Source organism: Citrobacter sp. A316 (assembly GCF_002042945.1).
In the GTDB taxonomy this organism is placed as follows: Bacteria; Pseudomonadota; Gammaproteobacteria; order Enterobacterales; family Enterobacteriaceae; genus Citrobacter; species Citrobacter portucalensis.
The window spans coordinates 102628-117414 of record NZ_MVFZ01000014.1 but is presented as its reverse complement, the minus strand read 5'-3'; the positions used below and the strand labels follow the sequence as shown (position 1 = coordinate 117414).

General features: G+C 50.1%; 12 protein-coding genes. 6 read left to right on the top strand and 6 right to left on the bottom strand.

Features of this window, described 5'->3' with window-relative positions:
• Nucleotides 1-110: 110 nt before the first annotated feature.
• From BZK41_RS17505 to BZK41_RS17495, 3 genes are all read left to right on the top strand, one after another.
• Nucleotides 111-1634, top strand: a complete 1524-nt coding sequence (locus tag BZK41_RS17505; protein WP_003844755.1) for a sugar ABC transporter ATP-binding protein — start codon at nt 111-113, stop codon at nt 1632-1634.
• The gene (locus tag BZK41_RS17500; RefSeq protein ID WP_079938991.1) at nt 1627-2622 is read left to right on the top strand and encodes a ribose ABC transporter permease; all 996 of its coding nucleotides are present in this window, start codon (nt 1627-1629) and stop codon (nt 2620-2622) included. Before BZK41_RS17505 ends, BZK41_RS17500 begins: the two co-directional genes overlap by 8 nt.
• Nucleotides 2623-2710: 88 nt before the next feature.
• Nucleotides 2711-3652, top strand: coding sequence for an ABC transporter substrate-binding protein (locus BZK41_RS17495; protein ID WP_003826688.1), 942 nt, complete (start codon nt 2711-2713; stop codon nt 3650-3652).
• A 73-nt stretch (nt 3653-3725) separates the two neighbouring features.
• Here the strand turns inward: BZK41_RS17495 and BZK41_RS17490 are convergent, their stop codons facing one another.
• The 6 genes from BZK41_RS17490 to vgrG are packed head-to-tail and all read right to left on the bottom strand — an operon-like array spanning nt 3726 to nt 11629.
• A complete protein-coding gene (locus tag BZK41_RS17490) occupies nt 3726-5132 on the bottom strand; it encodes a hypothetical protein (RefSeq protein WP_079938990.1) in 1407 nt (468 codons plus the stop codon).
• Nucleotides 5129-5389, bottom strand: a complete 261-nt coding sequence (locus BZK41_RS17485; protein WP_079938989.1) for a PAAR domain-containing protein — start codon at nt 5387-5389, stop codon at nt 5129-5131. The genes BZK41_RS17490 and BZK41_RS17485 overlap by 4 nt, the downstream gene beginning before the upstream one ends.
• A gap of 1 nt (nt 5390) precedes the next feature.
• A complete protein-coding gene (locus tag BZK41_RS17480) occupies nt 5391-6170 on the bottom strand; it encodes a hypothetical protein (RefSeq protein WP_079938988.1) in 780 nt (259 codons plus the stop codon).
• A 46-nt stretch (nt 6171-6216) separates the two neighbouring features.
• On the bottom strand, nt 6217-6990 hold the full coding sequence (locus BZK41_RS17475; protein ID WP_079938987.1) for a hypothetical protein: 774 nt from the start codon (nt 6988-6990) through the stop codon (nt 6217-6219).
• Nucleotides 6991-6999: 9 nt separating this feature from the next.
• Nucleotides 7000-9096, bottom strand: coding sequence for an alpha/beta hydrolase (locus tag BZK41_RS17470; RefSeq protein WP_079938986.1), 2097 nt, complete (start codon nt 9094-9096; stop codon nt 7000-7002).
• Nucleotides 9089-11629: a type VI secretion system Vgr family protein gene (vgrG, locus tag BZK41_RS17465; protein ID WP_079938985.1), complete on the bottom strand. Its 2541-nt coding sequence runs from the start codon at nt 11627-11629 to the stop codon at nt 9089-9091. The genes BZK41_RS17470 and vgrG overlap by 8 nt, the downstream gene beginning before the upstream one ends.
• Nucleotides 11630-12179: 550 nt before the next feature.
• On the opposite strand from vgrG, the gene BZK41_RS17460 reads away from it, so the two are divergent.
• The 3 genes from BZK41_RS17460 to BZK41_RS17450 are packed head-to-tail and all read left to right on the top strand — an operon-like array spanning nt 12180 to nt 14739.
• Entirely contained in the window at nt 12180-12863 is a 684-nt protein-coding gene (locus BZK41_RS17460) for a D-lyxose/D-mannose family sugar isomerase (protein ID WP_079938984.1), read from the top strand.
• 14 nt (nt 12864-12877) lie between these two features.
• Nucleotides 12878-13738 (top strand): ketose 1,6-bisphosphate aldolase, encoded by an 861-nt coding sequence (locus BZK41_RS17455; protein WP_079938983.1) that lies wholly within the window; start codon nt 12878-12880, stop codon nt 13736-13738.
• Nucleotides 13735-14739, top strand: a complete 1005-nt coding sequence (locus BZK41_RS17450) for a carbohydrate kinase family protein (protein ID WP_139762619.1) — start codon at nt 13735-13737, stop codon at nt 14737-14739. Before BZK41_RS17455 ends, BZK41_RS17450 begins: the two co-directional genes overlap by 4 nt.
• Nucleotides 14740-14787 lie beyond the last annotated feature (48 nt).

The following is a 14787-nucleotide window of genomic DNA, read 5'->3' as shown; positions in this document are numbered from 1 at the left end:
CGCTCCGTGAAGAAAAATCGCAATATGACAAATATGAACGGCTTCTGACATTTTGCATTTACATTCCTGTGATGGACTGCTGATATCGGCCACCCCACAGGAGATCCGCCATGAGCAGGACACCGGTTCTGGAGATGCGCAACATTGCTAAAGCGTTTGGCAAATTTTATGCGCTGAAAGGGGTCGATTTAACGGTCTGGCCAGGTGAAATTCATGCCCTGATGGGCGAGAACGGCGCTGGGAAAAGCACCCTGATGAAGATCCTCGCGGGGGCCTATACCGCCACCAGCGGTGAGATCCTGATTGACGGTCAGCCGTTCCACATTCGCGGTCCTAAAGATGCGCTTAGTGCAGGCATCACGCTGATTTATCAGGAGATGCAGCTCGCGCCGAACCTGACGGTAGCGGAAAATATCTTTCTTGGCAGCGAGCTGTCGCGCGGCGGTCTGGTCCAGCGTAAAGAGATGGTCATGCAGTCACAGAAAGTCATCGACCGACTCGGTGCCCAGTTTAAGGCCAGCGATCGTGTGATGACGTTGACCATCGCCGAACAGCAGCAGGTGGAAATTGCCCGCGCCCTGCACCGTAACAGCCGCATTCTGGTGATGGATGAACCCACCGCCGCCCTCTCCTCACGTGAAACCCATCGCCTGTTTGAACTGATCATGCGCCTGCGCGATGAGGGAATGGCGATTATCTACATCAGCCACCGCATGGCGGAAGTGTACGAACTCTCGGACCGCGTCAGCGTCCTGCGCGACGGACAATATGTTGGCAGCCTGACCCGCGACAAGCTCAACGCCTCGGAGCTGGTGCGCATGATGGTGGGCCGTCCGTTAAGCGATCTGTTCAACAAAGAGCGCGACATTCCCTTAGGTAAAGCACGCCTCAATGTTCATCACCTGACCGACGGCCATAAAGTCCAGCCGTGCAGCTTGCTGGTACGCTCCGGGGAGATCGTCGGCCTGGCCGGGTTAGTCGGCGCCGGGCGTTCTGAACTGGCTCAGCTGATTTTTGGCGTGCGTAAAGCCATCGGCGGCATGATTGAAGTAGACGGTGAACCGGTAGTGATCCACTCCCCGCGCGAGGCGATTGACCACGGCATTGGCTTTCTGACGGAAAACCGCAAAGAGCAGGGATTATTTTTAGAGCTGGCAGCGGCAGAAAACATCACCATGGCGACGCTGGAACGTGACGCCAACTGGGGCATGCTCGATCGCAAAAAGGCGCAGGCTATTTCCGATGACGCCATCAAGCTGCTCAACATCCGCGTTCCGCACGCACAGGTACGCGCGGGCGGGTTGTCCGGCGGAAATCAGCAAAAACTGCTGATTTCACGCTGGGTCGCGATCGGTCCACGTATTTTGATCCTCGATGAACCCACGCGCGGCGTAGACGTTGGTGCCAAAAGCGAGATCTACCGGATCATGAACGATATGGCGCGCAAAGGCGTGGCGATCCTGATGATCTCCAGCGAACTGCCGGAAGTCGTTGGTATGAGCGATCGCGTTTACGTCATGCGGGAAGGCAGTATTGCCGGCGAGCTGAACGGACAAAGTATTACCCAGGAAAATATTATGACGCTGGCAACCGGCGTGAACGACTCCCACCATCAGGCGGTGCCCCATGAATAATCCAACCACTCCCCAGCAGGTGGCGAAATCCGCCTCCGCGAAAAGAATGCTGATGAGCGATCTGATGCAAACGGTCGGCATCTTACCGATTCTCATCCTGATTGTGGCGGTATTTGGCTTTATCGCGCCTAACTTTTTTACCGAAAGCAACCTGCTGAATATTACCCGTCAGGCCTCGATCAACATCGTGCTGGCGGCTGGCATGACCTTCATCATTCTGACTGGCGGGATCGACCTCTCAGTGGGTTCTATTCTCGGTACCACTGCCGTCGCAGCCATGGTCGTTTCTCTTATTCCTGAGTTTGCCATGCTGTCGATTCCGGCGGCGCTGATGCTTGGCCTGGTGCTGGGATTGTTTAACGGCGCGCTGGTCGCTTTTGCCGGACTACCGCCGTTTATCGTCACGCTTGGAACCTATACGGCGCTGCGCGGCGCGGCCTATCTGCTGGCTGACGGTACAACGGTGATTAACTCCAATATCAGCTTTGAGTGGATCGGTAACAACTATCTCGGCCCGGTTCCGTGGCTGGTGGTCATTGCGCTGGCGGTGGTGGTGGTGTGCTGGTTCATTCTGCGCCGCACCACGCTCGGCGTTCATATCTACGCGGTCGGCGGCAATATGCAGGCCGCACGTTTAACCGGTATCAAAGTGTGGCTGGTGCTGCTGTTCGTCTACGGCATGAGCGGTTTGCTCTCTGGTCTTGGCGGGGTGATGAGCGCCTCGCGGCTGTATAGCGCCAACGGCAACTTAGGCATGGGTTACGAGCTTGATGCCATCGCGGCGGTGATCCTCGGCGGCACCAGCTTTGTTGGCGGGATCGGCACCATCACCGGCACGCTGGTGGGGGCATTGATAATCGCCACGCTCAATAACGGCATGACGCTAATGGGCGTCTCCTATTTCTGGCAACTGGTGATCAAAGGGGCGGTGATCATCATAGCGGTGCTAATCGACAAATACCGTACCCGACACCATCAAAGTGCATAGACAAGCTTACTGGCCTACTCATTCGTAGGCCTGATAAGCGCAGCGCCATCAGGCGTATAACAACAATACCCTACGTGAGGAAACGAGTATGCGTTTGAAGCCATTAGTGACCGCGCTCTGTGCTGGCGCCCTACTTGCTGCAGCTCCGTTTGTGCAGGCAAAAGAACTGAAATCGATCGGCGTTACGGTGGGCGATCTGGCCAACCCGTTCTTCGTGCAGATCACCAAAGGCGCAGAACTGGAAGCACGCAAGCTGGCAGGTGATAGCGTTAAAGTAACGCTGGTTTCCAGCGGCTACGATCTGGGACAACAGGTATCGCAAATCGACAACTTTATTGCCGCCAAAGTCGACATGATTATCCTTAACGCCGCCGACTCCAAAGGCATCGGCCCGGCGGTAAAACGCGCGAAAGACGCGGGGATTGTGGTGGTTGCCGTTGACGTGGCGGCGGAGGGCGCAGATGCAACCATTACCTCCGATAACACCCAGGCAGGTGAAATGGCCTGTAAATACATTACCGACCGCCTGAAAGGCAAAGGCAACGTCGTCATCATCAACGGGCCGCCGGTTTCCGCCGTCCAGAACCGCGTGGAAGGCTGCCAGACTGAGTTTAAACGCCACCCGGACATCAAGGTGCTGTCGCATAACCAAAACGCCAAAGGCAGTCGCGAAGGCGGGCTGGAGATCATGACCGCGCTGCTGGCGGCAAATCCGAAGATCGACGGCGTATTCGCCATTAACGATCCGACTGCGATCGGTGCCGATCTGGCGGCAAAACAGGCGCAGCGTAGCGAATTCTTTATTGTCGGCGTAGATGGATCCCCGGACGGTGAAGAAGCGCTGAAGCGCGAAAACTCACTATTTGTGGCGACTCCGGCACAAGATCCGCAGGTGATGGCTGCCAAAGCGGTCGAAATCGGCTATGACATATTGCAGGGGAAACCCGCCCCGAAAGAACCCGTGCTAATCCCGGTGACGATGATCGATAAAAACAACGTCGGCAGTTATAAGGGTTGGACGGTTAAATAAATCCTGAACCGACTAATGCTCTCCTGTCACAAAGAGAGTCAAAGAAGCAAGAGCGCCCGTCAGGGCGCTTACCTCATAAAAACTGAGAGTAATAAATATTCATTTCCTCCTCTATATTATGACTCAGCATAAAAGAAAAAATCATAACCGCCGTGTAAATAACCGGAATACCAATAACCAAAGGTGTAAACGTATACCATGGGTGACTTTGGAACAGTTCCAGTGGTACGAGACTTACAAATCCCATACACCATAAAATAATTGCGCACAATTTTATGACTCTCCAATAATCATGGAAATCCAGCTTATCAAGTGCCGGATAAGATCCTGGATATTTAGCAGCTATTATGCCGGATTGAATAGTATCTGCGGATGTACTGGCGAATAACTGATGGCCTTGACCATATTTTGCAGCATCCGCAGCCAACGCTAATACAACCCAGCGCTGAACCTCTGTGCTTTGCCCAGTGACGGCCTCCAGTTCATATCGACCATCGGCCAAAATGCTCGTTTTTGCGTTTTCTATCCCACTAAATAATACGAACTTTGACTGCTTATCCAGTGAGTTGAACCATAGTTTTTTAATTTTACTGACATCAACTTGCTGTGCAGAAAGATATGTACTTACGATTTCATCAAGATAGTAAGGGGTACTGTCCATCATGCGTAATAAATATAAAGGTGTGTCTTTATCTTTAAGCAGTTGTGTATTGGTAAAAATAAAGGCATTAGCACTTTCAAAAAAATCAGAATTATTTTCATCATGCAATTCAACGGTAATAACCAGGTTATTTTCAGAGATGTTTAAATCAACCCAGTCATTTATTAAAAAATAATCAGGACATTTGTGAAGAATATTAATTTTTCCGACCTTATCGTTGGGGATGCTCAGACTTGCCAGCACCGCCTTGAAACTATTGCCGATAGTGCCATCCGCTCCCTTAACGTACAGCCAGGTAGTAAAAGGCCGATAATCCCTGACAAGAGAACATTTGAGGGGCTCTATCAACTGCCTTAGTACTTTATCAACTCTGGTGTCATCCATTGAGTCAACTTCAATATCAATGCGTAACGGCGTTGCAGAACCTGCTGGCGCTTCACCCTCTAGTTTCTGAATTTTTAATGCCAGTTCAGACACCGGGAGAATGGATGAATAGTCTAAAAGAGGCAATGCCCGTATTGCCCAGTTTTTCCACTGGTTCATACCATACTGCTCAAGATAACCCGCATAGTAACATGGAAAAGATATAACACCGGAAGTGATTACCACCACACACCAGATTGCTAACACTATTAGCGACGGGATACCTATTGTATTCCATATCAGATCATCAGGAACTTTCTTGTCCTGCAACCAGCTGAATATATTGTACGTTATAAAAAACAGAAATATAGCAAAGCTAATGATCAGCATAATATTAAGCGGGAATTTTTCTGGTTCCTGATAGGGATTCTTGTTTGGTATCTTCCATTTCCTCATTTGCTTGTCCCCGCCGTTGGCAGAGTGGTTTTAATTGCGCAACCACATGCGGCCCTACAACCATCCACAACGACACCTTTGCCATCCATTGTCCAGTCAGGCTCAAAATCAAGTATGGGAAAGATTCCTTTGTGCGGTATACAAACGACAGTATCCCCCTGTAAAGCGACAGGAATTCCCATAAACTTGCTACCTGAAGCTTTATTAACATATCCGCCATTTTCCAGCGGATCGTTTAGCCTGATTACACCTTTCATATTATCTCCCTGCATCCATATCGCAGTACATCCGGGTCCAGCCCTTATAGCCCACCACCTCCGGTTCTTTGTCCGGCAGGTTTTGATAGTTAGCCTTATAACCTTCCGTTAAATTGGCTAAGGATGCTTTCATAAACACCACCGTTCCCCACGCAGCACCAGGAAACTCAGGACTGGTATGGCCGTCCACATACTTGCCACCGGATTTATGCTTGCCAGGTCTGTAGAGATAATAGGTGTCATCAAAGTATTGATAATCTATACCCGGACCACCCGGCGCCAGACGCGGGTCGTCAAAAGGATATGAACTCATATACAAATGGCCCTGCGCTGTGGAAATAAACGCCTGGTTATTGACCACCACCACTCTTTTTATTTCTTTTCCTTCAGGATAGTCGCGCATAATACCATCTGAGTTTCTCTCCAGCGCCGGGAAAGAGGCCATATATGTTGCCACCTGCCACGTTTGTCCATAATCTTTCGATATCAGATAAGCAGTCGGCTCCCAGTTTGGGATAAGTATATATTTATCAGAAGGATGAATATAGTTTCCCGAGAAAAGTCTGAAGGAGGCAAATCTTCCATCAATTAACTCTTTGTGAATATTTTTTTTACCATCGTGATACCAAAGTGCTCCCTCACAATAATAGCCTTTTAACTCCAGATAACGATTATCGTCGTAACGATAAATAACCTGCGAGGGTATTTTTTTTGTACAGGCAGTGATAGAGAATAGTGAAACTGCGCCGATTAATACTCTTACCATAATTCCTGGTTTCATAATTCATCCTTAAACGTTAAGCGGTTTTGGCATATCCCATTGCAGATTATTTCCCTGCATCCATATCGCAGTACATCCGGGTCCAGCCCTTATAGCCCACCACCTCCGGTTCTTTGTCCGGCAGATTTTGATAATTCGCTTTTTCTGACTCAACAAGATTATCCAGTCCTTGTTTCATAAAAATAACCATACCCCACGCATATCCTGGAGATTCAGGTCTGATGTGGGCATTCACATACTCGCCACCGGATTTATGCTTGCCTGGCCTGTAGAGATAATATGTGTCATCAAAGTATTGATAATCTATACCCGGACCACCCGGCGCCAGACGCGGGTCGTCAAAAGGATATGAACTCATATACAAATGGTCCTGGGCTGTGGAAATAAACGCCTGGTTATTGACCACCACCACTCTTTTTATTTCTTTTCCTTCCGGTCTGTCGCGCATAACACCATCTGAGTTTCTCTCCAGTGCCGGGAAAGGAGCCATATATTTTGCGACCTGCCACGTTTGTCCGTAATCTTTAGATATTTTATATGCCCCTGGCTCCCACTCAGGCACAAGTATGTACTGTTCTGAGGGATGGATAAACTCACCCGAGAAAACCCTATAGATTGGATTGCCATAAATTGATTTGTGGATCTTTCTTTTTATGTCATGGTAAACAACATATCCTTCACAATCATAACCGATCAACTCCAGGTAGCGATTATCATCAAACCGGTAAATTACCTGTGAGGGTATTTTTTTTGTACAGGCAGTGATAGCGCATAGTAAAACTGCGCCGATTATTATTCCTACCGTATTTCCCAGTTTCATAATTTATCCTTAAACGTTAAGCGGCTTAGGCATATCCCATTGCAGATTGGGAGTCTCGGTATTGTATATTTCATTGTGTCTGGCAGGTTTAACCGTTGTTGAATGACAATATTCGTTAACCACGCCAAACTCGCCTGTCGGTAAAATATCATCCGGTCTATTCATATGTTCTTTTGTATCTGCTTTATTCAATACCCCCGAGTTATAATAATTAACTGTATCCTGAAAACCATTACGCTTCATACGCCAGTCTCCGCGCAGGAGTAGCTCGGTCCAGAATTCTCCGCAGCGGTGATCGAATGCCCCGCATATCCCCACCGCCAGATCGAAGGCCATCGCTTTTACGGGGGCATCTTTCGACATAACAATAGAGGAATGCTGGCTGTAACCAACCTGCTCTGATTGCAGCCATTCTTTTTGCAGCTCATCCGGCGTTTTTTCATAGATTAGCTGCACGGTTTTATTGTATCCCCCACCCAGAACAACGCCTTTGGTATATGGCTTACCATATTTTCTGGAGAACATCGCAAGTTCAGTGGGCGTTAATGCCTGGCCCGGCTGTAAATAATCGAAACCTGCGCCGCTGAGATTTTTGAAATCTGTCTCAGTGCGCGCAATAACCGTGGCTTTTGCAGAAAATGAGATGTCCTGATCGGGTGAACCCGGCGCTATCGAATATTTATACTGACTTCCCGCACCCTGTAACTGGTGTCTGAAGGTGACGGGGAGTTGCTCACCATTCACAACAACATCCGCAAATGTATATTGTCTGGTCGCCAGCGTATCCTGATCAAAACAACCCTTTTTTAACGCCGGCATTTCAAAAGGCACGCTCAGTGGGCTGCCGCCTATTTCCGGACCATTTTCGCAGAAAACCCGCTGGCGCAGATTATCTATGCCGCTGGCAATGTTATGGGGGACTCCCCGCCAGCCCAACCCCTGGACGTTAAGTAATGAAACTATACTGTCATTGGGGCAAAAATAGTTATATACCTTGCCAAAGTTATTACGCGTATAGAGTTTATTCTTGCGCCACTGTGAATTGGTTTTACTCAGGCACAGCGCGCCTTCTAATTCATCGATCTCGGCCTGCGTGTGATATTCCCCCTTGCCATATCTGGCGTTGGTCGCCATTAAATGACAGAAATTTTTAAACGTCTGCTGTCGGGCGCGATCCGTTTGATGATGTCCGGGCGTCATACCTTCAGCAGCCGTTTTTTCCAGTGCGTAGGGAGAGTGATTCAGGATCACACAATCGGCAGGATCGGCACCTGCTGCTTTGACCAGCATATTGGCCAGCATGGTAATTATCGTTCCCTGGGAGTGCGCAATGATATTAATTGGGTCGTTTTCAGTAGGTTTATTTTTTCGAATCATCAGGATTAAATCAGCCAGCCGCTGCGCGGCAAAAAACTGATAAATACGGTGCGGATTATCATAAATAGGGTGCGTAAAATCCCCAGCATTCAGATGAAATGAAGCAAATCCTGCCGTAGCGTTCGCAGGGCCACCGGAGCCAGGGCCTAACATATCCGGAATAGTGGTTGTCGCATTGGCAAAGGTACCCCCGCCTTTGGCATACACATCGTCCAGCACGTTGCCGAAATTATCATTCTGATATTTCAAGGTGGTTTGGGGAATATGCCCCAGCTTTTCCAGCTTTGTGTTGTCATCTTCCTGATAGGCGTTGTAAGGCAGTTTTGCGGCGTCTCCTGATTTTGCCCGTTCTTCGCGATAACGCCGCTGGTCTTCTATATACGTCGCATGATCGACGGGTTTATATCCCCAATAAAATGGAATGACCGGGCTGCGTCCGGGCATTTTCACCTGCTGCTGCTCGCCATCGCCCATATCCATTTTGTACTGATGCCATTCATGCGGATACATATCCGTGCGGCCCAGACGTTCATTCAGGCCGGCAATGATCCCCTGCTCCTGATTCTGATAGGCCTCGCCAACATCGTTGACACCGTGCACAAGGATCACAATACAGGGCATGGGATACTTAACGGGCACGTCGCAGACAGCCATTTTTCCGCCCGTTGATTTAGGCACGCCCTGTACACCGGTCGCCACCACCCGCGGATTAAAGGGACTGTTACTCATTTGGCAAAATCTCCATTTTCATTTCGTCCATTTCAGTCATATCCAATAACGGCGTCATTCCTTCATCGTCTGTGACGCCTTCAATGGTTTCGCCTGATGCCTTAGTCAGTCTGAATTTTGTCTTTTTCAGAACATCGTCCGGGTTGCCAGAGCCATGTAATTTAATACGGCGATGAAACTGCTCCTCCTGAAAGACAGGGGTTTTATCTTTCGCCGACTCCGGTCCGCTCCAGTCAAGAGTGGTGCCTTTCAACTGCACTTTTGCGGGGGAGAATATTTTTACAGAGCCGTCTTCATTTATTCTGATACCGCCACCACCGCACAAAAGCTGGATATTCTTCCTGGCGCTGATGGTTACGTTGCCGTTCATACTCTGAATATGAAAATGCTTATCAGAAAGCAGGCCCATTTCGCCGCGCTGCGCCTGGACGGAAATATCATCTTTTGCGGCGATGATTTTGATTCCGATAGCTCTGCTGAAAAGTGACAGGCCCTGTCCAACGGCCATTGAGAGTTTTTTAAAGACGTTAAAACTGCCATTGCTGGCGGCGTTTAGCGACAAATCTTTGTCTGCTGATATTGCCATCGTTTGTGGCGTAAGCAGGGCCATACCATGATCGGCGTAGGCCACCAGTCCCGAACGGGTGAGCTGTTCAAGTGCGGCGTTAAGCTGCTGCTGCGGTCCAGGTTCGACATTTAACGCCTGCGCCGTCAGCGCGCTCTGCTGAAGCGACGTTGCCAACGTAAGCGCGGCCTGAAGCTGCTGAACCACTGCGCTCATATCAAGCTGCTTGCCCTGGGCTTTTGGCTGCGCCTCGGTCGTGAGTAATATCCCCTTTGCCGCCCTCAGGACCGCCCGGTCATCGGTGCGCAGTTCTGCGCCTTCGCCGCGCGGTTTACCACCAGCATCAACAAGATGGCCCATATTCAACTGCGTTTTACCGTACTCGGTACTCAGTTTGACGTGTTCCTGCCCGCGCCGATCCTCCATCCGCAGCTTATTAAGACCCGCAGTGCGGATGACGTTGCGGGTATTGTTGCGGCTGGTGACGGGGTCAGGCTTTGGAGCATGATGCAAGGCATGAGCAATGAAAGGTCTTTCCGGATCGCCGCCTTCAAATGCAATGGCGACCTCTGTGCCCTGGATGAGCGGAAAGTGATGACCATAAGTATCACCGGCATAAACCCGCGCCAGACGAACGGGCATGCTTTCATAACCTTGCCTGTGCTGGTCGAGGTCAAAATCAAACTTCACCCAATAACGCCCCTGCACATCGATGTGAGCATATTTGTCATGGTCTATTGATGATGAAACGATAGCGGGAACAGTACCTGCAATACGTGGCCGGGGTAGCGGCTGAGGTCGAAAACAGACGTTCTGGCTATAGGGAATACCGATAAGCCGGGACTGGAGCGCTGCATCGCGCCTCCCCGTCACCCGCATTGCCGTTACCACAAATCCAGAGGCGAAAGCATGTGGAATGGTACCGTCGATTTCCAGCACCATCCCCGGCACGATCGACGGACTGGTGGTCACACCGTTTAAAATGGACTGATTATTAAGAATAATTTCGTGATGCAGTTTGGCGTAAAACCAGCTGGATTCACCTGGCTGCGCCTCGGCAAATTGCGATCCCGGCTGATGATGGATATCCGCATAGCGATACTCTGTGCCATATGTCGTAGCCCTTTCCGCAGACACATCGGCGTCAGCATTTAGCATCAGCGAGTTTGCCAGCCTGTAATCAAAGTTCTTCGCCCTAACGTCTGCCGAGACAACATTGTGCTTTGATACCAAGTTATCGATCGAATAATCATTTGATGTCAGCCCGGCGTGGGATGAGTGCATAATCTTTTGATCAAAAATGTACTGGCATTGTGAATCACTGAAGATAACCACCATAATGTGCGAAACAGCATGATGATTTGCGATCCTGAACCAGATCCCAACTTCTGACAGGATGCGGCTGATAAACGCTAAATCTGACTCCTCCCACTGAACAATCATTTCCCGGTTGGGATACATGCAAATAAGATTATCAAAGTCGATTTCATAATCGGCAAAAGCATGTTCTTTGAGGATCTGCGTGACCAGTTTCGGCACATTTATGTTCAGGTAAATAGCCGATCGCTTGCGTCGTGAGAGTAATGCCAGCTTGTGCTCCAGCCTGATTTCGTACAGTGATTCATCTGCTGATGTGCTAATAAGCGAAAATGACGTAATGACGCCTTCAATTTGCCGTTCATATAGCCACATCTCAGAACCCTGAATATATTTATTCCATTTATGATTAGGTGCTCTGATTTGTAGCGAGCCTTCAATATTTAGAAGTGAATCAGGAGGGATGCTTTTTAGTTTTGATGTGAATGTGATTTTATAACTATATGGTTTACTTAAATTTTCATGACCTTCAATTGTTTCAACATCAAGCAACCCTAACTTACTCTCGCCCCTTACGGAGAATAAATACTTATTGATACTCTCCTCTGAAACTATACCTTCAAGATTATAGAAACCCGAACCTTTTTTCATTATCGCATCCCTTACCAAAAGAAAGTAATACATAAGAAATAAAGTCCAGTCAGCATATCAACAATAATAAAAAAAAGGTTATTTTTTTACTGGAAACAAATCTGGAAAGTGAAGTAATTATTATTAACCAAACGCTTAATATAATCCTGACATATAAATAAACGATTAACTGGCACGATTTTAGATTCAATGAAATAATTTTTTAACAAAACGATTTATATTACGCTGCATTCGTTTTTTCACCGTGAGTGAAAAATCAAGCAGTCACATCCAAATGGTTCCAAAAACTGAGAGAGAACTAAAAAAACAAAGCATTAACCCAATGATTTACAATAACATTTATAGAAATATTCTTTTTATTTATTTTTTTATTGAATAAATCACATCCTCCCATAAAAAAACACAATAAAATATAACTATTCCCTATTCTGCTGTGAGGGGAGAGGTAACTGGATTATGCCCATGTGTTCCCAGGAAAGATTTTGGTTTTCTCCCTCTCCCTTTGAGAGAGGGCCGCATAAAGGTCATCTTATCTGTCACAGGAGAATCAATGAAACGCTCCGCAATAAACGAGATCCTTGGCCACACGCGCCAGTTTTTCTCTCAGCACGACGTGCATCTCCCCCCTTTTGCCAGCTTCCCTCCGACCCAATGGCGCAAGCTTGATGCCGCTGCCTGGAGCGAAGTGTTCGACCTTAAGCTCGGTTGGGATGTTACCGCGTTTGGCGGCAACAATTTTGCCGCGCAAGGGTTAACGCTGTTCACCCTGCGTAATGGCTCGCCGAAAGGCATGCCTTACGAGAAATGCTACGCCGAGAAAATCATGCATGTGCGCGATGCACAGGTCACACCGATGCATTTTCACTGGCGCAAACGCGAAGACATTATCAATCGCGGTGGCGGCAATTTAATTGTGGAACTGTGGAATGCGGGAGTCCGGGAGCAAACGGAGGAGACCGACGTGAGCGTGGTGATTGACGGCTGTCGGCAAACCCATGCAGCGGGCAGTCAGTTGCGCCTGACGCCGGGTGAAAGCATCTGCCTGCCGCCAGGCCTGTATCACAGCTTCTGGGCGGAAGAAGGTTTTGGCGACGTGCTGGTCGGCGAGGTTTCTTCTGTTAATGACGACGACCACGATAACCACTTTCTGCAACCGATCGCCCGCTATAACGACATTGAAGAAGACGAACCGGCGCAGTTGGTGCTGTGTAACGAATATCGCCTGTTCCGCTAACCAAGGAGCGCATTATGCCGTTGATATCTCTTGCTGATGGCCTTGCCCATGCCCGTGAGCATCGCTATGCCTTAGGGGCGTTTAACGTTCTGGACTCACACTTCCTGCGCGCGCTGTTTGCCGCGGCAAAGCAGGAACGTTCGCCGTTTATCATCAACATCGCCGAGGTGCACTTTAAATATATCTCGCTGGATTCACTGGTCGAAGCGGTCAAATTCGAAGCCGCGCGGCATGACATTCCGGTGGTGTTGAACCTTGACCACGGCCTGCACTTTGAGTCGGTGGTTCGGGCACTACGCTTAGGGTTCAGTTCAGTAATGTTCGATGGCTCCACGCTGGAGTATGAGGAAAATATCCGCCAGACTCGCGAAGTGGTGAAGATGTGCCATGCCGTCGGCGTGTCGGTGGAAGCCGAACTAGGTGCGGTGGGCGGTGATGAGGGCGGCGCGCTGTACGGTCATGCCGACGAGTCGCTATTTACCGACCCAATGATGGCGCGTGATTTCGTCGACAGAACCGGGATTGACGCGTTGGCGGTCGCCATTGGCAATGCCCACGGCAAATATAAAGGCGAACCGCTGCTCGACTTCCCGCGTCTGGACGCCATTCGCCAGCAGGCGGCAATCCCGCTGGTACTGCACGGCGGCTCCGGCATCAGCGACGAAGATTTCAGACGCGCAATTGAACTCGGCATTCACAAAATCAACTTCTATACCGGCATGTCGCAGGCGGCGCTGTCGGCGGTAGAAACACGGATGGCGAATCGCCAGCCGCTGTACGACGAATTCGCCGAACTGCTGCTCGGCATTGAAGAGGCCATTACCGATACCGTTTCGGAACAGATGCGCATTTTTGGCAGCGCGGGACGGGTCTGATGGAACGCAAAGGCGTTATCGCCGCAGGCAACATGCTGGTCGATCACGTGCATCAAATTGTGCAGTGGCCGGAACGCGGCTGGCTGGCGGAAATCACCCGTAGCGAACGCGCCACGGGCGGTGCGCCGCTTAATGTGCTGCTAACGCTGGCAAAAATGCACACCGGACTGCCATTGCAGGCGGTGGGGTTAATCGGTCAGGACAGCGACGGCGACTACATCATGGCGATGCTGGAGCAGTATCACGTTAATCGCCAACACGTGCAGCGCACCACATTCGCCCCCACATCGATGTCGCAGGTGATGACCGATCCCAGCGGTCAGCGCACCTTTTTCCACTCACCGGGTGCCAATCGGCTACTCGATCTACCTGCGTTTGAGCAACTGGATACCTCGATGAAAATCTTCCATCTGGGATATCTGCTGCTGCTCGACAGTCTGGACATGCCGGATGAGGAGTACGGGACGCGTAGCGCACGGCTGCTGGCGCAAATGCGCGACGACGGCTTTGAAACATCGCTGGATCTGGTTTCACGCAAGGGCGACCCGCGCTACCAACCACTGGTGATGCCAGCCCTGCGCCATCTCGACTATCTGGTGATTAACGAGCTGGAAGCCGGGGAGTTCAGCGGGCTGGAGATCCGCCAGCCCAACGGCGAACTGCATATTGCGCACATCGCCACCGCCGCACGCGAATTATTGGATGCAGGCGTACGCCTGCGGGTGGTTATTCACTGTCCGGAAGGTGCCTGGGGTGAAGCACCGGATCTGCCGGGCGTCTGGATCCCGTCGCAGTACCTGGCGCAGGAGGAGATCGTTGGCAGCGTCGGGGCGGGAGATGCGTTTTGCGCTGGATTTTTGTATGGCTGTCATGAGCGCTGGTCGCTGACGGACAGCGTCAGGCTGGCGCACGCCTGCGCGCGGGCAAGCCTGCTGTGCGCGAATGCGATAGACGGTGCGAAGACGCTGGCAGAGTTAAAAGCAGAAATGGCTGACGCCTGATGCGCTGCGCTTATCAGGCCTACGGGGTCGTTATCGCTTTTGTAGGCC

What these genes read in the sequence shown, in the direction of transcription:
- BZK41_RS17505 (WP_003844755.1), top strand. Translation starts at nt 111, where the DNA reads ATGAGCAGGACACCGGTTCTGGAGATGCGCAACATTGCTAAAGCGTTT.
- BZK41_RS17455 (WP_079938983.1), top strand. Translation starts at nt 12,878, where the DNA reads ATGCCGTTGATATCTCTTGCTGATGGCCTTGCCCATGCCCGTGAGCAT.
- BZK41_RS17480 (WP_079938988.1), bottom strand. Translation starts at nt 6,170, where the DNA reads ATGAAACCAGGAATTATGGTAAGAGTATTAATCGGCGCAGTTTCACTA.
- BZK41_RS17485 (WP_079938989.1), bottom strand. Translation starts at nt 5,389, where the DNA reads ATGAAAGGTGTAATCAGGCTAAACGATCCGCTGGAAAATGGCGGATAT.
- BZK41_RS17495 (WP_003826688.1), top strand. Translation starts at nt 2,711, where the DNA reads ATGCGTTTGAAGCCATTAGTGACCGCGCTCTGTGCTGGCGCCCTACTT.
- BZK41_RS17460 (WP_079938984.1), top strand. Translation starts at nt 12,180, where the DNA reads ATGAAACGCTCCGCAATAAACGAGATCCTTGGCCACACGCGCCAGTTT.
- BZK41_RS17470 (WP_079938986.1), bottom strand. Translation starts at nt 9,096, where the DNA reads ATGAGTAACAGTCCCTTTAATCCGCGGGTGGTGGCGACCGGTGTACAG.
- BZK41_RS17490 (WP_079938990.1), bottom strand. Translation starts at nt 5,132, where the DNA reads ATGAGGAAATGGAAGATACCAAACAAGAATCCCTATCAGGAACCAGAA.
- BZK41_RS17475 (WP_079938987.1), bottom strand. Translation starts at nt 6,990, where the DNA reads ATGAAACTGGGAAATACGGTAGGAATAATAATCGGCGCAGTTTTACTA.
- BZK41_RS17500 (WP_079938991.1), top strand. Translation starts at nt 1,627, where the DNA reads ATGAATAATCCAACCACTCCCCAGCAGGTGGCGAAATCCGCCTCCGCG.
- vgrG (WP_079938985.1), bottom strand. Translation starts at nt 11,629, where the DNA reads ATGAAAAAAGGTTCGGGTTTCTATAATCTTGAAGGTATAGTTTCAGAG.